At 42.0% G+C, this 24,549-nt stretch carries 11 protein-coding genes and 3 tRNA genes; 4 read left to right on the top strand and 10 right to left on the bottom strand.

The genetic code is table 11. The features are described 5' to 3' along the window. Positions 1-37 precede the first annotated feature (37 nt). The 5 genes from V6R21_RS09350 to V6R21_RS09330 form a co-directional block, all read right to left on the bottom strand. Positions 38-3,229, bottom strand: coding sequence for a TAT-variant-translocated molybdopterin oxidoreductase (locus V6R21_RS09350; RefSeq protein ID WP_334243030.1), 3,192 nt, complete (start codon positions 3,227-3,229; stop codon positions 38-40). A gap of 119 nt (positions 3,230-3,348) precedes the next feature. After that, positions 3,349-4,596 (bottom strand): c-type cytochrome, encoded by a 1,248-nt coding sequence (locus tag V6R21_RS09345; RefSeq protein WP_334243028.1) that lies wholly within the window; start codon positions 4,594-4,596, stop codon positions 3,349-3,351. A gap of 519 nt (positions 4,597-5,115) precedes the next feature. After that, positions 5,116-5,189 (bottom strand) — tRNA-Cys (locus V6R21_RS09340). A 48-nt stretch (positions 5,190-5,237) separates the two neighbouring features. Then, positions 5,238-5,308: transfer RNA gene (locus V6R21_RS09335), tRNA-Cys, on the bottom strand. 97 nt (positions 5,309-5,405) lie between these two features. Further along, positions 5,406-5,476: transfer RNA gene (locus tag V6R21_RS09330), tRNA-Cys, on the bottom strand. 469 nt (positions 5,477-5,945) lie between these two features. Here V6R21_RS09330 and V6R21_RS09325 point away from each other — a divergent pair. From V6R21_RS09325 to V6R21_RS09315, 3 genes are all read left to right on the top strand, one after another. Beyond that, a complete protein-coding gene (locus V6R21_RS09325; RefSeq protein ID WP_334243027.1) occupies positions 5,946-8,417 on the top strand; it encodes a T9SS type A sorting domain-containing protein in 2,472 nt (823 codons plus the stop codon). A 435-nt stretch (positions 8,418-8,852) separates the two neighbouring features. After that, positions 8,853-11,714 carry a T9SS type A sorting domain-containing protein gene (locus V6R21_RS09320; RefSeq protein ID WP_334243025.1) on the top strand — a complete coding sequence of 954 codons (2,862 nt, stop codon included), beginning with the start codon at positions 8,853-8,855 and terminating at the stop codon, positions 11,712-11,714. A 194-nt stretch (positions 11,715-11,908) separates the two neighbouring features. Continuing rightward, on the top strand, positions 11,909-14,746 hold the full coding sequence (locus V6R21_RS09315; protein WP_334243023.1) for a T9SS type A sorting domain-containing protein: 2,838 nt from the start codon (positions 11,909-11,911) through the stop codon (positions 14,744-14,746). 79 nt (positions 14,747-14,825) lie between these two features. On the opposite strand, the gene V6R21_RS09310 is transcribed toward V6R21_RS09315, so the two are convergent. The 4 genes from V6R21_RS09310 to V6R21_RS09295 all read right to left on the bottom strand — a co-directional run bounded on the left by V6R21_RS09310 (position 14,826) and on the right by V6R21_RS09295 (position 21,620). Next, positions 14,826-16,976, bottom strand: a complete 2,151-nt coding sequence (locus V6R21_RS09310) for a glutamine synthetase III family protein (protein WP_334243021.1) — start codon at positions 16,974-16,976, stop codon at positions 14,826-14,828. Positions 16,977-17,311: 335 nt separating this feature from the next. Continuing rightward, positions 17,312-18,349, bottom strand: coding sequence for a porin (locus V6R21_RS09305; protein WP_334243019.1), 1,038 nt, complete (start codon positions 18,347-18,349; stop codon positions 17,312-17,314). Between the two features lie 570 nt (positions 18,350-18,919). Beyond that, positions 18,920-20,299 carry an ammonium transporter gene (locus V6R21_RS09300; protein WP_334243017.1) on the bottom strand — a complete coding sequence of 460 codons (1,380 nt, stop codon included), beginning with the start codon at positions 20,297-20,299 and terminating at the stop codon, positions 18,920-18,922. A gap of 529 nt (positions 20,300-20,828) precedes the next feature. Further along, the gene (locus V6R21_RS09295; RefSeq protein WP_334243015.1) at positions 20,829-21,620 is read right to left on the bottom strand and encodes a M48 family metallopeptidase; all 792 of its coding nucleotides are present in this window, start codon (positions 21,618-21,620) and stop codon (positions 20,829-20,831) included. 281 nt (positions 21,621-21,901) lie between these two features. Between V6R21_RS09295 and V6R21_RS09290 the strand changes: the two genes are divergently transcribed. After that, a complete protein-coding gene (locus tag V6R21_RS09290) occupies positions 21,902-23,551 on the top strand; it encodes an ATP-dependent DNA helicase (RefSeq protein WP_334243013.1) in 1,650 nt (549 codons plus the stop codon). A gap of 95 nt (positions 23,552-23,646) precedes the next feature. Here the strand turns inward: V6R21_RS09290 and V6R21_RS09285 are convergent, their stop codons facing one another. After that, positions 23,647-24,537: an IS3 family transposase gene (locus V6R21_RS09285; protein WP_334244919.1), complete on the bottom strand. Its 891-nt coding sequence runs from the start codon at positions 24,535-24,537 to the stop codon at positions 23,647-23,649. Positions 24,538-24,549 lie beyond the last annotated feature (12 nt).

The following is a 24,549-nucleotide window of genomic DNA, read 5'->3' as shown; positions in this document are numbered from 1 at the left end:
ATGGTCTAATACCTCATGTCTTAGGTCTCAAGTCTTATTATGCGTTATGTGCGTCCTTATTTCTTACCTTGGCCATGTACCAAACGTTCGGTCTTGTGTTGATCTCGTCCAGAACGTTGTAAGCTCTTTCCTCCAGTTCGCCTTCCATCATTTTTCTGATGCTAGACTTAGGATCGTTCAGGTCACCGAATACGATCGCATTTGAAGGACAAGCTGTAGCACAAGCTGTTGAAGCATCACCGTCAACCATCTGACGACCTTCACGCTTCGCTTTCAGCTTACCGCCTTGGATTCTTTGCACACACATTGAGCATTTTTCCATCACACCACGAGAACGAACTGTAACGTCAGGGTTCAATACCATTTTGCCCAGATCGTTGTTCAAGTGATAGTCAAACTCATTGTTGTTGTGGTACTTGAACCAGTTGAAACGACGTACTTTGTAAGGACAGTTGTTACCACAGTACTTAGTACCAACACAACGGTTGTACGTCATTTGGTTCAGACCTTCTGAAGAGTGAGTAGTTGCAGCTACTGGACAAACAGTCTCACAAGGAGCGTTATTACAGTGCTGACACATCATTGGCTGGAATACAACCTCTGGGTTCTCAACCGCTTGCTCCATTTTCTTGTAGTCCTCCGGCATGTGGATTTCTACCTCTTCGTGAGCATAGTAACGGTCGATACGCATCCAGTGCATCTCACGTCTTCTTACTACTTCGTCTTTACCTACTACAGGTACGTTGTTCTCAAGGTGACATGCTACCACACATGCTGAACAACCAGTACAAGAGTTCAGGTCGATTGCAAGACCCCAGTGGTGGTTAGGGTAAGAGTGCGTATCCGCCTGCAAGCCCATTCTGTCGAACCACAGTGCGTTGTGCTTGTCTTCCACCTCTTCTTTCTTGCCGTAGCCATCGTTGTTGATGTCCCAAGCCGAGATGTTCTCTGGCTTCTCCTTACCTTCGTAAGTTGAGATCATCACTTGGTAACGTGCTGCAGCAGGGTTTTTCTTGTACTCACCCAGTGTAGTCTCCTGAATGATTGACTCACGACCCATGATTGTTTCGTGTGTCTGAGTCTGTGCCAAGTCTTGCTTCTCACCAGTAGCCTCTACTGAAACCTTGTCAGTGATAGCATACTGCGCAAAACCGTCTTTATTACTTACCAGTGTGAAAGCGTTGAAACCTGCTGCCTGAGCGGCTACCTTACCAGCTTTCTCAGCATCTCTACCGTAACCAGTAGCGATTGCCAATACGCCTTTAGGAAGACCTGGCTGCATTACAACTGGAAGCTCAACAGTACCTTTCGGTGTTGAAACTTTCACAACTGCTTTCTTCGTTTCGAACTCTTCCAAGCCCATTTCCTTAGCCTGAGCTGGGTGCATTGCAATGTAGTTACCCCAGCAGACCTTCGTGATTGGGTCTGGAGTCTCTTGCAGCATTGGGTTGTTAGCCTGTGTACCAGCACCCATTACCGCTGTAGAGAAAACAACGATTTCAGTTCCTGCGTTTCCTGCTTTGTATGATTTACGTAGAGAAGACACTACTTCATTCGTGTCAATTGCCGACGTATAGTCTACTGCATCGCCGTTAGCCTCGTGAACTGAAGTGTATGCCGCTGTTGTCTCGAAAACACCGTTGTGAAGTGATCTTACCCAAAACTTCTCAAAAGTTGACTCTTGAGACTGCATTGGGAACAGTGTATTCTTCCAGTACTCCTGAATTACCTCTTCGTACTCTCTCTCATCCTCTGCCCAGATCAGGAATGATTCCTGTGCCTGACGAGTAGAGAAGATTGTAGAAATAGTAGGCTGCCCCAAAGCGAAGAAGCCTTTTCTTGCCTCAGCATCGTTCCAAGACTCCAAGTAGTGAGAGTCAGGAGCGTTGTAAGTACAAAGTGAAGCAGTTTCGTTCAGTCTGTCAGCTGTCGCTACTGAAAGTTTTGCTTTGCTGATTGCTTTAGCAATTTCACCACCTCTTGAGTGATCGTAAACAGGGTTTGCGTTGTAGAATACAACCGCACCGTATTTACCTACTTTCAAGCCGTCAACGAAAGCGTTCATTGCTACGTCGTTACCTTGCTTCTGGAATGATGGTCTGTCAAGGTCTACAGTTTTACCATAGTTATCCAGCATCTGGTTGATGCTGTTCACCATCAGTTGAACTGCCACGTTGTTGATACCTGAAACAACGATTGACTTACCTTTAGAAGCTAGCAGGGCTTTAGCCGCTTTCTTGATGTTCTCGCTCTTGAATGCTGCAGTGTTTACAGTCGCGTTATCAGTCACCTTAGCGATCTCATTGTAAAGCGCTGCTACTGCCAAACCTTCTTCAGACGCTCTAACTGGCGTTCTGTAGTCAGCTTGTGCACCTGTGATCGAAAGCATTGTTTCGAACACAAACAGTTGAGACATTTCTTTTCTGTTAGGACCAACTTTTCTAGTTGCCATGAAGTTAGCAGTGTGCTCCTCCATTGCTACCCAGTTGCCCAAGAAGTCAGCACCGAAGCTGACTACTGTCTTAGCCTCACCGAATTTGTAAGCTGGAACTACAGCTTTACCAAACTGCTTGCGGTTAGCCTCGATCAGCGCTGAAACTGATACTTGGTCATATTGAACCAAGTCAGCATTATATGTATCTGCAAATTGCTTCAGAACAAGCTTTGTAGAAGGAGAAAGGACTGTATTAGCCACGATCGCTACTTTACCAGCAGCTTTCAGACCAGCAGTTACCTCTGCATCCAGCTTGTCCCAAGCGATTTCTTTACCACCTTTAGTTGGGTTTTTGATCTTCTCATTGTCATAAAGAGAAAGAACTGAAGCTGCTGCTCTCGCAGAAACACCACCCTTAGTAAGAGATGAGAAAGTGTTACCTTCCACCAAGATCGGACGACCCTCACGTGTTTTTACAACAACCGGACAGTAATCTGATCCATCGATGAATGTAGAAGCGTAATAGTTAGGAATTCCCGGATCAACCTCTTCAGGTTTGTTCAGGTAAGGAATTGCCTTTTTCACTGGAGCTTCACAAGCTGCCAATGATACTGCTGCTACAGAGAAGCCCATTACCTTCAGGAAGTCCCTTCTAGTAGTTGACTCTTCATCAGTATTATCTCCGTAAGCATCTACGATTGGTAGCTGCTCTGGAAATTCTTTTTCAGCATTTTTCACAAAGTCCGGGTTGTTGGTAAGTTGCTCAACACCCTTCCAGTATGTTTTTTTGCTCATTGTATGTTTAATTATCTTATCCAATGATTTTTTGATGCAGTCTTTTGTAGAGGGAGCTTATGAATGAAGTCTGTTTGTTTGATCACCCTAAGCATTTGCCCTGCTCCCTTACACTGCTATTAATAGTGACATTTAGCACACTCCAGACCACCAATGTCTTCTACTTTCATAGGAGCTTTGGTTTTCGACTCGTGGATTTCCACAAGCTTCTCGTAGTATGCATTTCCTTTCGCCGCTACGTCAGTCTTTCTGTGACAGTCAATACACCATCCCATTGTCAGGATAGAGTGTTGCTGTACAATCTCCATCTCTTTGATGTCACCGTGGCAAGTCTCACACTCAATACCACCTACTTTCACGTGTTGTGAGTGGTTGAAGTAAGCCAAGTCTGGAAGGTTGTGAATTCTCACCCACTGGATCGGCTCGTTGTTTTCGATTGCCTTGTAGATCTTCTGGATTTCAGGTGAAGTCGTTCTGATACTGTTGTGACAGTTCATACAGATGTTTGCCGACGGAATGTTGGCGTTTTTCGACTTTTCTACACCTGTGTGGCAGTACTTACAGTCAATCTCGTAGTAACCTGCGTGCAGTTTGTGAGAGAAATTAATTGGCTGATCTGGCGCATAACCTTGTTGTACACCAATAGCGAACAGACCGTCAATCACCGTTTTTGCAACGATTACTACAAAGATGAATGAAGCAAAACCAACAAATGCCTGGCTTTTCAGCACAGCCATCAGGTCAAACTTCTGAGCAACGTACTCCTGATCTTCTTCTGAAAGACCTTGTTGCTGCTTCAGATACTTAGAAAGTACTTGTGCAAGTACAATCAGCACTACCAGTACAACTACCAGCAATACCATCAGCACTGCAATGATTCCCAGCAACAGATTTGAGTCTACGCCTGCAGCTTGTGCATTACTGCCTTCACCACCACCAGGTACTTCTGTTTCATCCACTACCGGAGGATTGTCCGTAGTGTGCTTCACGTAAGCAAGGATCTGCAGGATCTCCTGATCAGATACCTCCTGGTTTGGCATGATCGTTGGCTTGAACTGGTCGTACAATGCCACCGCATACTCATCTCCGCTGTCGATTACCTTTTGCGGATGCTTAATAAACTTAGTCAACCATGCGACATCGCGTCTGTCGTAAACATTTTTCAGCGCTGGGCCTACTACTTTTTTGTCTACTGCGTGACACGAAGCACAGTTTCCTGAAAACAATGCCTGACCCGCTGAGATTGAAGCCTCATCGGTTGGAATCCCCCCTGCTGCACCTTGAGCGTAAACACCCGCAGAGAACAACAGTCCGAAAACCATCATCAGAGCAAAACGAAACCTAGTAACACTTCTGCCGATACTCATACTTATAGGGTTTATAAAAAAACTTCAGTTTAGTTTCCTACCTTAAAAATCATTCACTTTTCTTCAGTTTGCCGCAAATCTAACACTGACTTGGTATTATTCAAACAAAAAGTTATCACTGAACAGTGATGTAGGTCATATATTATCGCCTAACCAAATCTATACAACTAATTAAAAATGAGTTCATTACATTTATTGAAGCGGCAATCAATCTTATTTAGATTTACTCTAAATTACATTTTCATGTGCAACTAACACTTAAGCTGATCTCCTATCTACTTGGCTGTCAAAAACTGATAATTCACAAGCCTTTTTTAATGTTTTTTCACTTATCCATTTTCGAAAAGAATATTTCCGTTCAAAAATCACCTAACACTGATCACTCTTTTAAGTGAATACTTATTCATGTAACATCATCCAATTCGACACTATCTCGCAACCCCTTAAGTGTCAGTTTCACACAAAACTTTTTGTAAAACAAAAAAGGTTTACCCGAGATGGATAAACCTTTTGAGATCGTGGAGGCACCGAGCGGATTCGAACCGCTGTACGAGCTTTTGCAGAGCCCTGCCTAGCCTCTCGGCCACGGTGCCTTGACAATAAAAGAAAACACTACCACTACTATGAGTGATGAATGTTAGAGGCACCGAGCGGATTCGAACCGCTGTACGAGCTTTTGCAGAGCCCTGCCTAGCCTCTCGGCCACGGTGCCTTGACAATTCTGGTATTGTATGCTTTAAGTAAGTAAAAGTTCTTTACTTCAGAAAACAAAAGCCCAACTTAATGGGCCCCTATTTGAAAGCAACTAGAGGCACCGAGCGGATTCGAACCGCTGTACGAGCTTTTGCAGAGCCCTGCCTAGCCTCTCGGCCACGGTGCCTTTTCAAAATTGCCCTGCAAACATAACGGTTATGTTTTTTTCTTCCAAATGCACTTCTCCCATTTTGAACCCTATCCAATTCAAAGCACTGGTCTTCAATCAGTAATTTATTCAAGTTTTTTTTATCCCTTTTCAATATCGTTAGGCATAACCCTGATTTAGCATCATCCGCATCGAAAAACGCATCCATGCTTCACCAACTGAATAGCACTTATTAACAATAATTCCCATTTCCAATAGCCATTCCATACCCCTCAATAAAGGATGTAAGCAAGAGGAACATTTTTAAAACAGCTTCTGTTATAACACTGTGTAGAGAAAAACCCTTTAAACCTGAACACTCTATATTAATCCAAACAGGCTTAACACTCTATCAACATCTTCTTTTGAGTAAGCAATTGCAGACCCCTTCTTCCTTACTCAAACATATAGAACCAATTGATCTGTAACAGTCACAATATATACCCACATGAAGCTCATTACTACTATCTTACTCGTGCTATTCACGCTACCACCAATCTTCGCTCAACCACCAGAAGTTAAGGTAACATTCAAACTCATAAAAACGGATACTGATACAGAAGCTGGCGAGCTGAAAGATGGAGACATTGTCGACAAAAATGAATTCCCTGGAGATGACTTCAGCGTCAAAACTGAAGTAGAAGGTGCTGAAGTTGGAAGTGTCCGATTTATTTATGATGGAAAAACCTACTCAACAGAAGACCTGGTTCCTTATTCCCTTTTTGGAGATGGCAAAGGCAACTACAACGGGAAAGAACTCACCCTAGGAGAACACACGCTTACGGTAATCATATTTTCTGAAGCCGATGGCAAAGGCGAAATACTCGGTGAGGTAACCATCACCTTTACCGTCGAGTACGTCATCAAGGAACAACCTCCTTTGGAAATCACATTCAACCTTGTTGACGACAATACCAAACAAGTCTATGAACTTACTGATGGTATCACAATTGACCTGAATGACTTTTCAGAAAAAGCTGATACACCGCTATATCTTGAGGCTATTGCTCCAAACGGAACTGAAAGTATGGAACTGGCTATTGACGGGAAAGCCCGACCAGAAAATGATGAACCTTACGCGTTTTGGGGTGACAGCAAGGGTAATTTCCTGACCAATACTTTGGCTCCCGGCACTTATGTTCTTTCAGGAAAAGCCTTCACCAAAGACAAGCTAGCAGGAAATCAACTGGCTGAACATACCATTACCATTCATATTATCGACACCTCTCCTGCTCCCGTGACAGTTACAGGGAACCTCGTCTATACACCTGACAATATGGTTGTAACCAAACTGATGGAAAACAATCAGGAGGTCAAAACCATTTTGTTGGATGACTTTGCTGAAAACGCTTTCAATGTTGAAGTCAAAGCAGACGAACCGAGCAAGAGTGTCCTGATTCAACTGGCTTATAAAGCCACAGCAGATGGGGACCCCATAGAACTGACTGTTATACAAAACAACATTCCTTTTTCCTTGTATGGAGCTGTGGATGGCAAACTAATCGGGAAAGCGCTCCCGTTAGGGTTCTACTCCATTAAGATAACGGCATATGCAGAACAAGATGCTGGTGGAGAAGTATTGGCAACAACTGGAGGGGAGTTTGAAGTGAAACGTACAAAAGGCTTCACAAGGCTTTTCCTGTTTGATGTAAAAACAGACAACCCTGTGGTAGAGATTCCTGAAACAAAGGGATTCACCATTGACCTGAGTCAGTATGAAACCGAGCATTATTACTTCAAGCAGGTAATAGAAGAGCCTGCCAGCAATGCAGCAGCGGGCTTTACTGCCACACCGTATGAGTACGTCATTAGCGCTATCACTTACTATGATCAGGATGGACGAATACTACCATTCCCTATCAAGGATGGTAATTATAAAGTGCAGGGAAGCTATACCTCTGGCGAAATCTACACTCAGGAATGGGATTTCAATATCATAAACGCCCCTGAGTTACCGGTTTTGGAAAGTGAGAACTTCCTGATGGTACGCTCACAATTCACGCCATTTATCCTGAAAGGAATCCAAATAGTAGAAGGGGACACGCTCAATATGACGCAATACACAGACCCTAACACTAACCTTGAGGATGAGTACAATTTAAGGGCTGAGCCTTCACAGCCAACAGACCTGATGCAGGGCTTTTACACAAACCTTACCCCAAACATCTTTGAAGAGGCTCCTTTCGATTTTTACTCAGGAAGAATTGATGGAACCATTCCAATAGGATTGGCTGCTTTTCAGTTGGTAGAAGATAAATATGTCATCAGTGGCTTTTCTGAATTGGAAATAGAAGGAAAGTATTACCAGTCATTGAATGTTGGTACAATGCTTTACAATACTTCATTAAGGCAAAACATAGGACTGCTGGAAGCGCCTCCTACTGGGTTCTACTACCCTATTGACTATTACAGTTACCCTGCTCAAACGATCATTCCAACACCTACTTATAAAGTGGGAAGTATTAAAATGCTGATAAACGGGCAGACAGTATATACTCGCAATGCGGCTCCATATGTACTGACTGGTACTGATGAGTATGGCAATATTCTACCTTATTTCCCCAAAAACACCTACATGGAACTAATGGTTGAGACCTATGAAGGACCTAATGCAACAGGAAAACTTATCGAGAGATATGTCAGAAGTATTGATGCACTTGGCGCCAGCCAGTCTCTTAGCATTGGCACAACGGCAGACCTTGATACAGACAAGATTCAGGCATGGCCAAACCCTTCAAGTGGAAAAGTCAGGATCTCAACACCTAAAGGTCATGGCAACCTTGAAATATTAAGTGTACTGGGACAAAGAATCAAAACGCTTCCGGCAGGTCATTATGCCATTGACCTACCTAGTGGCATTTACTTACTCAACTTCAATGATGGCAACAAGCAACGAGTTCAGAAGCTCATTGTAAGGTAACATGCTTTCATCTGGAGTATATTTAAATCTATGTGTGTGTTTGTACGGCTATTTCGACTTCGAGATAGCCGTTTTTTTCTTGAATACACCCTGATTTCAAAATGAATTCTGACCTTATACCACCTCAAAACCTGACTACAACTTATTAACACGCCTATCAAGACTGCTTCAATCAAGGGGACAGTCTTTCTTTTACACAACAACTTCAAACAAGCTCTCTTAATGTTTTAAATATCAATATTTATTAACAGCCCAAAACTGCCATTACGGCCTTGTTCACAACTACTTAAGGAACATTCGTAAATACTTATACTGTTATGAAAACAAATGCAACGCTATATATCACCGCTACCTTAACCAACTCAACACCTATCTACAGACATTCCTTCCTATTTAAGTAGCTTCCATTTCATTTACTACTCAATATGTTTACCCATGAAACTCATTTTTACTTTCTTATTAGCAGTATTGCTAATCCCTACGACATGGGCGCAATCTCCCATTTCGTTTAAGCTAATACGCACTGATAGCGACACTGAAGTTGGCACATTAGCCAATGGAATAACGATTAATCAGAATCAATTCCCTGGAAGTACTTTTAGCGTTCAAGCAATAGCAGAAAGCCTCAATCCTGGAAGTGTTATTCTATCCTATGACGGCGCAATCAAGTCAAAAGAAAATGTAGCGCCTTATGCCTTGTTTGGAGACAGCAATGGCAATTACGAAGGCAGCCCTCTAACAGTCGGCAACCATACTGTAACAGCTGTGGCCTATAGCGGAAGCAATGGTTCAGGCTCACTACTTGGACAAGCTACAGTACAATTTACAGTAAGTGGAGATGACACCCCTCCTCCGCCATCTGGTGACGAGTTGACTCTCCAACTGATCCATACCTCTACCAATACGGTAGTCACAGAACTTCAAGGTAATTATATTCTAAACCTTTCTGAGTTTAACTCCAATGCATTCAGTGTAATAGCTATCAGCAGTAAAAACCCTGAAAGTGTAAAGTTTCAGTTCAACACCACGCAACGCACGGAAAACATCGCTCCCTATGCCTTATTTGGCGATGTAAATGGTGCCCTTATTGGTAAACCTATCGCTATTGGCTCCTACAACCTAAGTGCGACAGCTTATAGCAACGACAATGCCTCCGGCAACGTTTTGGAGCAACTACAAGTTACTCTTACGGTAATAGGTCAGGATACACCACCACCTCCCACTACTTCAAGCATCAAATTACTTCTTACAGATATAGTCAGTAAAAATGCTTTTGAACTTGAAAATAGCTCCTCCATAGACCTTGGCAGTGACCTTTTCCCACAGAAAGAGGCATCTTTAATCTACCTGACAGCCACAGCCCCTGAAGGCACAGAAAGTATGCAGCTAACCATCAATGGTTCCAGCCGGTTAGAAAATGTAGCGCCTTACTCATTTTTTGGAGATGCAGGCAATATCTTCAACGGTAAAACCTTCCCTCCAGGCAACTATACTTTAACTGCCAAAGCTTATAGTCAAGACAACCTACAAGGAACATTGCTTGCAGAAAGAACCATTACTTTCTCAACTGTACTTGACACACCTCCGACTCCTGTAGGACTAAGCACAAGAGTAGTCTATACGCCAAACAATAGCACTGCTGCAATCCCTGATTATGCACCCAGTGATGTTTACCTGAAACTTTCAGACTATGCGCAAAATGCATTCAACATAGAAGTTATTCCTTCAGGAACGATAGGTAGTATCGAAACAAAACTCAGTTACAGTCAAAATTCAGATGATGATAATCCTGAAGTATTTAGCAGCATACAGAGTACTGCACCCTATTACTTGTTCGGCGACCAAAACGGACAACCAATAGGAGAAACTTTACAACCCGGAAGATATGAACTGGAAGTGATTGCCTACTCGGGGGCTAATGGTACAGGAGAAGTGATAGAGAGCATCTCATCACCAGGGCTATTCTTTTATGTATTTGAGAACATTACAGCTCCAAAACTATATCTGGCGGATGCCATTTCAGGAGAAAGGCTGATTGAAATCCCTCAAATCAATGGCTATATATTGGACTTAAGTCAATTCAATACAGAGAATTTCTATTTCGATTATGATAAAGGATCTGACCCGATCATCGCTACAAACCCTAGTATCATCAATCAATTCATTGAGTTTGGACCACTAACATTCACAGATGAAGATGGTAGAATTTTACCTTACCCACTGGTAAATGGAGGATATGAGGTATTTGGAGGCTACAGAATAGATGAGTTTTTTGATCAGAAATGGGAATTTACAGTCATCAATGCACCCGATTACCCTGAAAGTCCTGTACAAGCGCTTTTTATGGTACATTCTAATTTTACCACTCCTGAATTCCTTAAAAGCTTTGAACTGGTTACAGGTGACACTATTTCCTATTCACAATACATTGATCCCAATAGCCAATTTGAAGATGCATCTATCCTGAATTTTGTTTCAGTACCTAATAATGAAATCCTTCAAGTATTTTTACCTACCGTAGATGCTAGTATATACCTTTTTGAAGAACCTCCATACTCATTAAGTATTTTCAACAGGTACAATATCTTGATGGGTATTGCCACCTACAAGATTGAAAATGACAAAAGGGTACTCTCCGGTTTTAAAGTATTGGACATTTTCAATGACCTGAATTCAGATGAACCAAGAGCGTTGAATGTCAAAACACTCGCATTCAATACAGAACTACAGGAAGTAATTGGAGCATTACCACTTCCTTATTTCTATGAAATGGACTATAACCTCTACCCTTTACAAACCATTGTTGTAGAACCAAAATACGAAATAGGAAGTGTCAATTTTGTGGTAAATGGAGAGCAGTACCACACTAGCAACAATCCTCCATACAGCCTTACTCCTAAAGATGAGAATGGCATAATTACACCACTTACACCTCCACTGATAGATGGATTTTATTTTGAGTTGATCGTTGAAACTTGGACAGGACCAAATGCTACAGGGGAACTGATAGAACGGTATGTTCGAAGTATAGCGACACCCGGTTTTACAACTGCTTTCGCAGTAGGACTCGACAATAGTCAGGAAACAATCCTGCAAACATGGCCTAACCCATCATCGGGAAAAGTCAATATTGTCTCTCCAAATGGAAAAGGAAACATTGAGATTGTCAATGTATTAGGACAAAACATTCAAAACCTCCCTTCAGGACAACATCAGATAAACCTACCAAGGGGGATTTATCTACTTAATTACAGTAATGGCAACGAGCACACCACCCAAAAGCTAATTATCCACTGATCTTGATTATAAATAAAGTAGGGCTTACTTCATCTCGAATAAGCCCTACTTTTTTAACACAGCATAAACAATTCATATCATCATTGATATACTAATCCACAGCACACGAAGTGGGTACTTTTTGAACCTGACGGCTCTCTAATATGCTTTTTCCACAGGTTTAACCAAACAGTTCAAATCAAAACATTGACACAATGAAACTGATTACTACGCTAATGGTCTTATGGCTATTCTCCTTACCCTTTTGGGCACAGTCACAGTCATCTGATATCACACTTCAACTTGTCAGGTCTGATACTGATACCGAGACTGGCGCACTGACAAATGGGGCGACCCTTAACCAAGGCGATTTTCCTGGCAATACATTTAGTATTCGGGCAGTAGCTGAAAGCCTCAACCCTGGCAGTGTCCAACTGATCTATGATGGGAATGCAAGTCCTTTTGAAAACATCTCTCCATATGCATTATTTGGAGACAGTAATGGCAATTACAATGGTGAATCACTTTCACTTGGCTCCCATATGATTACGGCAAAGGCTTTCAGCGGTATCAATGGCTCAGGAACACTTTTGGGAGAGACTACTGTTCAGTTTTCGGTCGTCAAAGATGATACACCTCCACCAAATGGGGACGAAGTAATATTAAGTTTAATCCATGTTCCCAGCAACACCATCATTGCTCAGTTAGAAGACAACTACACACTTGACCTATCTCAGTTCCCCAGCAACTCTTTCAATATAATTGCCAATAACCTGCAAGGAAGCCAGAGTGTTCAATTCAAGTTAAACAACTCCATAAAAACCGAAAATGTCGTCCCCTATGCCCTTTTCGGAGATGTCAATGGCAAATTGAACGCACAGTCTCTCAATGTAGGAAGCTACCAATTGGAAGTTACTGTCTATAGTGCTGACAACGCATCGGGAAATGCAATTGGGAAAAAGCAGCTAAGCTTCAATGTAAGTAATTCATCCACACCTCCACCTTCTTCTGACAAGATCAATTTCTCACTTATAGAAGATGTCAGGCATAATCTCTATTCGGTATCTGATGGTGATATATTCAACCTTGCCAACTTTCCGGATCTGGCAGAGACAAAATTCTACCTCAAAACCAACATGCCTGACGGTGTAGATAGTATGCAACTGATCTTCAACGGCTCAAGCCGAACAGAAAACACAATCCCTTATACATTCTTTGGCGACTATGACGGCAAATTCAATGTCAGAACGCTACCTCCCGGCAGTTACACCCTCACGGCAAAGGCATATAGCAAGAGTAACCTTCAAGGCAACCTTGTTGCTGAAAAAACCATTACTTTCAGCACAATTTTGAATATTCCTCCTACCCCAGTTGCCCTATCTGCAAGGGTAGCCTACGCTCCTGACAACAGTACCGTTACCATACCGGTAACTGCCCCAAGTGGTTCCACTTTTACACTGTCAGACTTCACTGAAAATCTTTTCAACATTGAAGTAATTCCATCAGGAAGTGTCGGAAGTATTGAAACGGAACTGGTACTAAGGAAAAATGTCTTCAGCAATGGGGTTTCTGTAGCCAAAAGCATTCAGAATACAACTCCTTATTTCCTGTTTGGCGACAACAACGGACAGCCAATCGGTGAGGCTTTAGAACCTGGTATCTATGATATAAAAGCAACTGCCTATACCGATGCGAATGGAACAGGTGAAATAGTAGGAGAAACCGTTTCAACCCCATTGACATTTCTTGTATTCAATGAGACATCTCACCCTAGACTATATTTGGTAGATGCAACCACGGGTGAAAGGCTGACAGAGGTCCCAACAGGTTTTGGCTTCACATTGGACCTTAGCCAGTTCAGCTCAGGAAGCTACTATTTTGAACTGGACAAAGGTGAAGACCCGATCACGAATGTATCCGTCGAACTCCACAGCCCATTAGGTTACGGTCCTGTCCAACATAAAGACGGAGAAGGGAATATACTGCCTTTTCCTTTCGTTGATGGTCATTATATGGCATATGGTGGTTACCTGATTAATGAACCAATTGATATCTTATGGGACTTTGATATAATCAATTCACCTGAGTATCCCGAAGCTCAATCTGAAATCTATCTGATGATCAGATCCCTATTTGGAGAGCACATACAGGTTGGACAGCCAATTGAAGCAGCCCAAACAGTAAACCTGAGTCAGTATTTCGATCCTAATACCAATGCTGAAGGGGAATACATCATACGTGCCGAATTACAAAATGGCAGTGATCTTCTTCTGACATTTTCAAAAAGTTTCAGTCAAGGACTCTTTGAAAATGCTCCATATGACTTCTTTTCTGACAGACCTGATACATATTTCAACCAAAACAGTAATCCTTACTACCTTGCCACTTATAAGGCAGAAAATGGCAAAAGAATTCTGACAGGTTTTTCTCTTCTAGGCTTTACGGCTGAATACTCGCAAGAATACGATATAGAAACCTTCCTTTTTGACACCGATCAACAACAAAACATCGGCTTGCTGGAAGACAATGATCTTGTCGGTTTCCGCTTCCCTATCGACTTCAGTTCCACTCCCAACCAGACGGTTGTCGTAAACCCAAAAGTGGCTGTAGGAAGTGTCGTCTTTAAAATCAATGGCAATACTGTTCAGGTTGAAAATGAAGCCCCTTATAGCCTTACAGGTAAAGACAATGGTGATTTACTACCATTCACCCCACCTTCGACCACGTTTGAGCTGATGATAGAAACATGGTCTGGTGCTGATGGTACAGGTACATTGCTTCAAAGGTATGTCAGAAGTATTGAGGTCAGCGGTTTTGAAGCCAATAGTATCAATTCCACCATCCTACAGGTATTCCCGAACCCTTCCAACGGGAATATCCAGATCACTACTCCACAGAGTGCTTCAGGTCAGGTTGAAATTAGAAGTTTGATGGGGGAAAAAATCATTATTCTTCCATCAGGAGAACAAGAACTCAATTTACCGAGTGGCGTATATCTCTTAAACTATCATAGCGATACACAACAAAGCACTCAGAAATTCATTATCCGGTAAAACAAAAGAGGCTGATACATTTGTATCAGCCTCCGTTTTATGATTTGCACAAACCGAAATCTCGGCAAGTGGTTTAATCTTACTTCAGGAACAGCATTTCGCTGTAAGTTGGCAATGGCCACTCCTGATCGTCAACCAATGCTTCCAGCGCATCAACTGCACCTCTTACTTTCTCGAAGTGTACACCTTTTACAGTGTCAGCGAAAGCAATAGCCTGCTCAACAACGTCACCCATTTCTTCGATGCGATCAAGATCAGTTGCCATAGAAGCAACACCTTCTTTCAACACGTCGATTTGGTAAGCAACCTCCTCGATAGTCTTCACAAGACCTCTAGACTCAATACCGATGCTCTTTGCAACAGCTGCAGTCTCAACCAATTTACCCATGTAACGAGAAGCTGCAGGGATAATCTTAGTCAGAGCGATAGACTCCATTGTTCTAGCTTCGATATCCAGTTTAGTCTTGTAGATCTCAGTCCAAACCTCGTATCTCGCTTCAATTTCTTTGTGGCTGAATACACCGTGCTTAGCAAATACTTCCATTGCCTGCTCAGTTACCAGGAATTTCAGTGCTCTTGGCGTATCTTTCACGTTAGACAAACCTCTTCTTTCAGCTTCTTCTACCCACTCTTGTGAGTAACCATCGCCTTCGAAACGGATAGCCTTAGATTCTTTGATGTAAGTAATCAATACTTCTCTGATAGCCTCTTCTTTGTCTTTCCCACCTGCGATAAGGGCATCAACTTCAGCTTTGAATTGAGTCAACTGCTCTGCTACTACCAAGTTCAGGATAGCCATTGGAGTACCTGAGTTTTGAGTAGAACCTACAGCTCTCAGCTCAAACTTGTTACCTGTGAAGGCAAATGGAGAAGTACGGTTACGGTCAGTGTTATCCAATTTCAGTGAAGGAATCTTCTCGATACCCAACTGCATGAATTTGTCCTCGCCATCTTCGTAAACCAGCTCACCTGTAGCCTCAACTTTGTCCAAGAACTCAGTCAAAGTAGAACCCAAGAAAACTGACATGATTGCTGGAGGTGCTTCGTTAGCGCCCAGACGGTGATCGTTACCAGCAGAAGCGATTGAACCTCTGATGATGTCACCATATTTGTGTACAGCTTTAACTGTGTTCACCAAGAATGTCAGGAAGTAAAGGCTTCCTTCTGGATCAAACAGGTTTCTGCCGTTATCTGTGATCAGTGACCAGTTGTTGTGCTTACCAGAACCGTTCAGACCTTTGAATGGCTTCTCGTGCAACAACACTTTCAGATCGTGCTTGTCAGCAACTTTCTGCATTACATCCATCATCAGCAGGTTGTGGTCAACAGCAACGTTGATCTCCTCAAACAAAGGAGCCACCTCAAACTGACCTGGCGCTACCTCGTTGTGACGAGTCTGTACAGGAATACCCAATTTCAGACACGCAATCTCGAAGTCTTTCATGAATGCGTACACTCTTGGTGCAATTGAACCAAAGTAGTGGTCATCCAACTGCTGACCTTTCGCAGGAGCAGCACCGAACAGTGTTCTACCTGTGATGTAAAGGTCAGGTCTTGCAGCGTAGAACGCTTTATCAACTAGGAAGTACTCCTGCTCACAACCCAAAGATGCGCTAACAGCAGTTACTTCTTCGTCAAAGTATTTACATACTTCAACAGCCACTTTGCTAACTGCTTCCTGAGCTTTCAGCAATGGCATTTTATAATCCAATGTATCACCAGTGAACGATACGAAGATCGTAGGGATACACAATGTAGACTCAACAATAAAGAATGGAGATGATGGATCCCAACCAGTATAACCTCTAGCAAGGTTAGTAGAACGGATACCACCGTTAGGGAATGAAGATGCATCAGGCTCCTGCTGTATCAGAGTAGAACCTTTGAATATTTCAACACCTTTTCTTGAATCGAAAAATGCATCGTGCTTTTCTGCTGATGAACCAGTCAATGGCTGGAACCAGTGCGTACAGTGTGTAACACCTTTAGCAACCGCCCACTCCTTAACAGCTGCAGCTACAGCGTCAGCAGTTTCAGGATCGATTTTAGCTCCTTTTTCGATAGAAGCTTGAACTTGTTCGAATACAGCAGGTGTAACAGCTGCTTTCAATTTTTTCAGATCGAAGCAGTCATCACCAAAGTAATCAGAAATCTTGTTTGAAGGTACGTCAACTGACTTAGTAGTTCTAGCCAGCGCCTTTTCAACGGCATTCAGTCTAAGATTTGTCATGGATACAGCGTTTGAAGATAATCTTAATGTAGATTTTAATTTCTAAGCATTGTGTGTGACCTAACTGTCTAAAAACGGTTGAGATCACCTTGAAATAACACACATAGTTCTTAACACGGTTCAAAAATGAGTATTATTCCTCAATAAAACAACACTTTTCCTAAAAATGGGATTAAAACAAAACCCATAACACGGCTTATAATACCTTATATCAAAAAAACAGGGCTTGAATAAACCCTGTTTTCTTAATTTCATACACATTTCTTTCCTATCAAGGTGTAAAAACTCCCTGGTCGCTAATGCGACCAGGCAGAGTAGAACCAAAACACACTTGCTTAGAAAGAATAGTAGGCAGCTACAAGAAAACTTGTCGCCGCATCTGTTGGGTTATCGTCCGCATCCGAGAACATGTCTACAGATGCTTTATCGAATCTAAACTCTGGAATGATTGTCAATGGACCTTGCTTGATATTTGCAGATAACGTAAACTCCATCACATTTTCTGACAGCGCGCTACCTGTTTCATCCTCTCCACCGTACATTTCAAAATGCTCTCCTCTCGCACCAAGGCCAAAGCTTTCTGTAATTGCATAGTTCAGGTACAATGCAGTACCAAAGAACCCGTAATTACCCTCCATTCCTTCAATTGTATTGCTCTTATAGCTTGAGTTCAAACCTATCATAAAAGCGTCTGTCGCTTGATAAGTACCAGTCAGGTCAATTTGAGACACGATATCATCTACGTCCTCATCACCTGATTGATTACCGTATAGGTAGTTCAGGTATAGTGCCAGTCCAGAATCTTCTGGCGCATAACCTAACTGCAAGCCATAAAACTTAGGGTCAATGGTCTGAAACTTCGTATCCGTCTGATTGAAGATACCAGCCATTGCACTTACACCGTTCCCCAAATCAAAGTCCAGCTTAACACCTGTATGGTAAAACGGACCATTGGAGAACAGGTAAGAAGTGCTGTAGTTGAAGTTGCCGTTAGCATCAATCACCTCATATCCAACAAAAGTGGAAAAGTTACCAGCTGTAACTGTTAAGTAATCTGTTGGTGAATACGTCATGTACAACTGCTTGATCAAGGACAGTGAGCTAATCGAACCATCTTCACTCACATATCCATTGGCAGCATCTGCACGTGGACCAACAGCAAGATCAGCCACAAAACCTACCTTCCCTACTTGCTGAGAGAGGATCAGGTTCGCCATACCTAACTGAAACGAGTTATGCGAATCAGTAAAACTTGTATAAGCATTTGGGCTTTTGCCAAAGTCATATTTATAATATGCATCTACTGCACCTGAAACCTGAAGTTTTGGCGCTTCTTCTTCCTGCGCCCATGCAGTAGAAATTATAGATGTCATTAGGAAAACAAAGAACAAACGTGTAATTTTGCACATAACTAAGAAAGTTTAAGAGTGAACATTTTGGCTTTCGATGTTTGGCTGCCAGGGGTGAGAGACTGGCAGCTTTCTTTTTTTACACTCCTTAGTTTATTCTAATCCTTTGATAATAGCGTATTTCTCTACAGCTCCTTTCTTCCTCCAAGACTACTATTAATCAACGAATTGAAAATAAAGACAAAGGAGTACTGTGTCCGCTTCTGAATAGAAACGACTTTGTTAATTCCTACTGTTAATTCTGATACTTTTACCAGAAACACTTTACCGTTTTGCTGTCAAAATCTATCAGCAGTAGGTTTTAACTTTAACAAGATCTGAAGGAAGTACTTTTTGAAGGTTTATGATGCGTTTAACACCACTTTGTTTCGGGTTTTTAAAATTCGCTTCAGTATACACAGAGATTGCTTTCGGAACCTGTAAAACTGTTATGAAAAGTTGTGAGAGCTAACAGCTTTAATTAGGCTTTTGATTATGATTTGTTTTGGATGTTAAGAGTTGCACCATTACAGTGCAACTCTTTGTTATATATGATTAGTCGTCAAAAGTAATTGTATAACCTCTCATACCGTGCTCGTGGCTATCAAGACCTTCCAGCTCGTGCTGTTCAGATACTCTCAGACCCATTGTCACGTCGAGCAGTTTGAAGATCAGGAATGCTACAGAGAATGATACCGCACCGTAAGCTGCTACACCGATCAGCTGAGTAAGGAACTGGTCAACACCTGCTTTTGCACCGAAGATACCGCAAGCCAGTGTTCCGAAGATACCACACACAAGGTGTACAGGTATCGCACCCACACAATCGTCAATTTTCAGTTTGTCAAGCGTTTTCGCAGCAAGTACTACCAACACACCTGAGATCATACCGATGATGATTGCCTCTACTGGAGACATGATGTCTGCACCAGCTGTGATACCTACCAAACCTGCAAGGATACCGTTCAGCACCATGCCAAGGTCAAGTCTTTTGAACACAAAGTATCCTGCTACGTAGCCACCAATTGCGCCAGCCGCACCTGCCAAACAAGTTGTTACCAGTACAAGTGAAGTTCCTTCTGGATCAGCAGACAATACAGAACCGCCATTGAAACCGAACCAGCCTAACCACAGCAAGAACACACCGATTGTAGCCAAAGGCACACTTGAACCTGGTTTGTCTACTACTTTGCCATCTACATATTTACCGATACGTGGACCTAGGATCAACACACCAGCCAATGCACCCCAGCCACCTACAGAGTGAACCAGTGTAGAACCAGCGAAGTCAATGAAAGGAGTTTCCATGCTAGCCAAGAAGCCTCCGCCCCAGTGCCACATACCTACCATTGGGTAGATTACACCTACAAAAATCAAAGTAAAGATCAGGTAACCACTGATTTTGATACGTTCTGCTACTGCACCTGATACGATTGTTGCGGCAGTTGCTGCAAACATACCTTGGAACAGGAAGTCAGTCCAGTAAGTATAGTGTCCATCCGCATAAGCTCCTGACACGTAGTCAGCACCCATACCGATGCCAATTCCTGACCAGTTCAGGAATCCGTTTGGATCTGCTACTGTTGGGTACATCAGTTTGAATCCAATAAATGCGTAAGACAGCAAGCCGATCGCAAATGTAAGTACATTCTTAAACAGGATGTTTACAGTATTCTTAGACTGTGTAAATCCTGCCTCTACTCCAGCAAATCCTAAGTGCATGATAAAGACAAGAGCAGTTGCTACCATCATCCATACGTTGTTGGCTGTGAGGCTAATCATTTGAACCTCCTCTGCGGTAGCAACAGCTGCGGTTGCTGCTGTATCAGTTGCTGAAGTGGTACTTACAGCTGAAGCGGCGTCAGCTACTGTATTGGCAGCCAACTGCATTGCTGGCACGGCTGCGTCTAGTAAAAAGTAGAAAGCGTTGTACATTATTTACAAGGGTTTTAGAATGATTAATAGCTCCAGTAATGTTTTGGTAATTAATTCAGAGCATAAACACACATAGTAATAATTGAATTGGCTGAGTTTTGAATATATCAGATGGATATTCAATCCATTAATTGTACAGTTAACATTTTATCAAAATACATCACTGTTTTTAGTGATTTTCCTAACTCATATCCAATTTTATTACAAAATACTTAAACAACCAAATAGTAGTTTAAATTTTATCCTATTTTTCATATAAATATTCACTTTTTGTAATTTTAAGTCATTTTCAAACCCATTTTTTAACTGAAAAGTAATTTTTTACAAAAAATAGGGTTCGTAAAAACCCTTAAACGAAATATTCATCAAAAACCCCTCATTCCTACATTCTACTTTTCAGTCACTGAAAGCAGGGAGTAAGGAGATGAAGCCCAACGCAAACCATTACCCACAAAAAAACCTCAGCGATTGCTGAGGTTTTTTGACTCTATTACCATTTCTGCCAAGTGTTATTCCTAACTACCGAGCATTAATGCGTTTTGGCATATTCTCTCGCCTTTGGAATATTTTCTTCCATTTGCTTAATCCTAGTTTCATTTGAAGGGTGAGTTGAAAGGATTTCAGGAGGAGCTTGACCTCCCGAGCCTGCCATGCGTTTCCAGAATTCAGGTGCTTCATCCAAGTTATACCCCGCCATTGCCATAAAGTACAACCCTAATATATCAGCCTCACTTTCCTGCTTGCGGCTATATGGTAACAAAACCCCTACTTGTGCGCCAGCTCCAAAAGCAGCCATTGCCGCAGACCTTGTTTGTGAAGACTGGTTGGCTAGTGCCACATCTAAGGCAGTACCTAAACCTTGGGCTACCATCTGCTGTGACATTCGTTCATTACCATGCTGAGCGATGGCGTGTGCAATCTCATGAGACATTACCACGGCAATTCCATCCTCATTTTTACAAACAGGCAATATCCCTGTATAGAAAGCCACCTTACCACCTGGCATTGCCCATGCGTTCTGCTGTTCACTTTCTATCAGGTTAAACTCCCATTTATATCCTTGAAGGATTTCACCTTTGCCTTTACTTTTCAAATACTCCTCAACTGCTGCCGAAATCTTATTTCCGATTTTTCGCAATTGTGCTACCTTATCAGCATCATTGGAAAGCTTGCTTTCTTTCAATACTTCTTTATAATTCTGCTGACTCAATGCCAAAATTTCGCTATTAGATACCAGTGTAATCTGATTCCTGCCTGTTATTGGAACTTTAGAGCATCCTCCCATCCAAAGCAACAGTACTATTAAAAACAGCTTCTTCATTGTCGTTAATAATTAGTTTATGTATAGTAATTTTGTGAAGGGTTTGGTCAATTTAACATTCACTGTCCAGCAATAGTTAATATGGTTATATTTTTTCTACATTTTTTAACATCAATAAACTCCCACTCTCCTTTCACCTCTTAAAAATAGACTAACCCATAATATCTTGCCTTTTAATACGCATGTAAGATTATAGCATTACCCTATAGTACCTTCCCTCCTCGAGTCGGCTCGAATGATTATTTTCATCTTCCCTTATTTTCAACCTATTATATATCATCATGACAAACAGCACCTTTCAACCTGACAACCACAACCCTGCTTTTTTGTTGGCAATATCCTTTATTAAAGAAACTGACCGCAACCTGTTCCTGACAGGTAAAGCAGGTAGTGGCAAGACCACTTTCCTACAATATATCAGACAAAACACCCACAAAAACTTACTGGTATTGGCACCTACCGGACTTGCTGCTGTTAATGCCGGTGGTATGACCATACACAACTTCTTTCAGTTACCATTTGGTCCATTACTACCTGATGACAAGAGGTTCAGGGTTTTCGCACCCGCTAATGATCCAGACAAAACTGCCATTCTGAATACTTTTAAATACAGTTTATCCAAAAAAGAGATTATCCGAAACTTGCAACTGTTGATCATTGATGAAGTTTCTATGGTCAGAGCCGATACACTTGATGCGATTGACAAACTATTACGGGTATTTCGAAGAGAGCGAGATAAACCTTTTGGCGGTGTTCAAGTCATTTTGGTTGGCGATCCATTCCAACTTCCTCCTATAAACAATACAGAAACCCAGCAATTACTGAAGAAGCATTACACAGGTACTTCATTTTTTCTATCAACAGCTTTTCAATCATGTAACTCCATCTGCATAGAACTTGAAAAGGTCTACCGACAAAAGGATCAGTCATTTATTAATATCCTGAACCGAATAAGGGTGGGCAGCCCTACAGTCACTGACTTGAAAACCCTCAATTCCAGAGTTCAGCCATCACTTTCACCTGAAAAAAAAGGGCAATATGTTAGATTAGTAACACACCGGTCTGATGCAGACCAATGGAACAATACAGAGTTATTAAAATTAAGGGGAAAAGGTTATACCTACGATGGTATTGTCGATGGTATTTTCAATGAGGAATTACATCCTGTTCCAAAAACGCTACAGCTAAAGGTTGGTGCTCAAGTCATGTTTACCAGAAATAGCACACGATATGGCTACTACAATGGTCTAACTGGTACAGTTATAAAACTAAAACACGATCAGGTTTTGGTTCAACCTGAAAACAAGGAACCTATTTGGGTCACAAAAAGTACGTGGCGTAATATCCGTTACAACTGGAATACCCAATTTCAGATACTTGAAGAGGAAGTCATTGGAACTTTTACCCAATTTCCATTACAACTAGCATGGGCAATCACTATTCATAAAAGTCAGGGACTAACATTTAAGAAGTTAATAATAGATACAGCTAAAGCTTTTGATACTGGACAGGTTTATGTTGCCCTCAGTAGGGCTACTTCATTGAACGACCTTATATTACTATCTCCTATACGTTTTGAGTCCATTAAAGCCTCTCCTACTGTTCAGAAGTTTATCAAACGGATTCCCTCATTCGAACAGAACAAGGAATTATACAGCAACCAAATGGCAGACATTTACTATCAAAAATGCCGAGAAGCTATTCGCTATCATAAATATGACCTTGCTTATGCTTACTTCAGCCATGCCATGCATTTCAGAAATGATATTAACACACCTGAGTTTAAACGGTTTTGGGAATACTTTTTCAGTAAATTAAATCACCAAAGTCAATTGATTAGAGAACTAACAGAAGCAACACGTACTCAATATCCCTTACCTGAAGAATACACTACCAATAAGATATTAGGAGATATGGATCTACCTTTCTAAAAAAACAACAACCCTTTCAGCTGATATTGAAGGGGTTTCTTTTTATAAAGCTGTGACGTCCTGAAATAGCGTTACAGATTTACAATGATACAACTTTATATGGATCCCACTAGCTCAAGTGCTGGTGGGTTTTCTTTTTTATAGGTCTTAATCTTTATCTCTCTTTGCAGGTGCATGTATTCTGGCGTTTTCACCCTGCATGATAAATGGGGTCTTTCCGTGTTGTAGATGTCTATACTCTGCTTGATTATTTTCTTCATAAGTTGGATATCATTGATTTGGATTCCTCTTATAAACTCCTGCTTAAGGATGCCATTTACGCGTTCAGCTACTGCATTTTGATAAGGATCATACTTCTCAGTCATGCTACAGGTTACCTGTGCGTCGTCCAGCATTTCTTGATAATCATCACAACAATATTGTAACCCTCTATCGGAGTGATGGATCAAGGCTTCTGCAGGGTATTCCCGTTGCTGGAGTCCCCTTTTCAATGCCCGGATAGCCCCTTGTGCATTTAAGCTGTTGGATACATCATAGCCAACAACCTTTTTGGAATAAGCATCCGTGACCAAAGCCAGGTACATCGGGTTTTGCCTTGTGCCTATGTAGGTGATATCAGCCACCCAAAGCTGCTCTGGGCGCTTTACCTCCAAGTGTTGCGTCAGGTTCTTGTGCTTACGGAAACGGTGATGTGAGTTGGTGGTCACGTGATATCTTCTGCGAGGCTTTATCAGCATATGGTTAGCCCTGAGGATATCGAAAAGCCAATCTCTTCCTACATCAAGAGTCCTTAACTCCTGTTCCAAGATGGTGTACAGTTTGCGCACACCCAAGCGAGGCTGTCGCATGCGTACCTGCGTCACTAGCTCCAATACCTTCACCGTTAGGGCTTCCCGCTTCTTTTGCTCCTGCTTACATCTGTAATAAAACTGCCTGTTTACCCCGAGTAACTCACAACATTCAACCTTGCTCCAACCGTGTTCAATGTTGCTGCCCTC

It is taken from the genome of Limibacter armeniacum, assembly GCF_036880985.1.
Lineage (GTDB): Bacteria > Bacteroidota > Bacteroidia > Cytophagales > Flammeovirgaceae > Limibacter > Limibacter armeniacum.
This window is presented reverse-complemented; position numbering and strand designations above follow the sequence as displayed.

What these genes read in the sequence shown, in the direction of transcription:
- V6R21_RS09350 (WP_334243030.1), bottom strand. Translation starts at nt 3,229, where the DNA reads ATGAGCAAAAAAACATACTGGAAGGGTGTTGAGCAACTTACCAACAAC.
- V6R21_RS09345 (WP_334243028.1), bottom strand. Translation starts at nt 4,596, where the DNA reads ATGAGTATCGGCAGAAGTGTTACTAGGTTTCGTTTTGCTCTGATGATG.
- V6R21_RS09325 (WP_334243027.1), top strand. Translation starts at nt 5,946, where the DNA reads ATGAAGCTCATTACTACTATCTTACTCGTGCTATTCACGCTACCACCA.
- V6R21_RS09320 (WP_334243025.1), top strand. Translation starts at nt 8,853, where the DNA reads ATGAAACTCATTTTTACTTTCTTATTAGCAGTATTGCTAATCCCTACG.
- V6R21_RS09315 (WP_334243023.1), top strand. Translation starts at nt 11,909, where the DNA reads ATGAAACTGATTACTACGCTAATGGTCTTATGGCTATTCTCCTTACCC.
- V6R21_RS09310 (WP_334243021.1), bottom strand. Translation starts at nt 16,976, where the DNA reads ATGACAAATCTTAGACTGAATGCCGTTGAAAAGGCGCTGGCTAGAACT.
- V6R21_RS09305 (WP_334243019.1), bottom strand. Translation starts at nt 18,349, where the DNA reads ATGACATCTATAATTTCTACTGCATGGGCGCAGGAAGAAGAAGCGCCA.
- V6R21_RS09300 (WP_334243017.1), bottom strand. Translation starts at nt 20,299, where the DNA reads ATGTACAACGCTTTCTACTTTTTACTAGACGCAGCCGTGCCAGCAATG.
- V6R21_RS09295 (WP_334243015.1), bottom strand. Translation starts at nt 21,620, where the DNA reads ATGAAGAAGCTGTTTTTAATAGTACTGTTGCTTTGGATGGGAGGATGC.
- V6R21_RS09290 (WP_334243013.1), top strand. Translation starts at nt 21,902, where the DNA reads ATGACAAACAGCACCTTTCAACCTGACAACCACAACCCTGCTTTTTTG.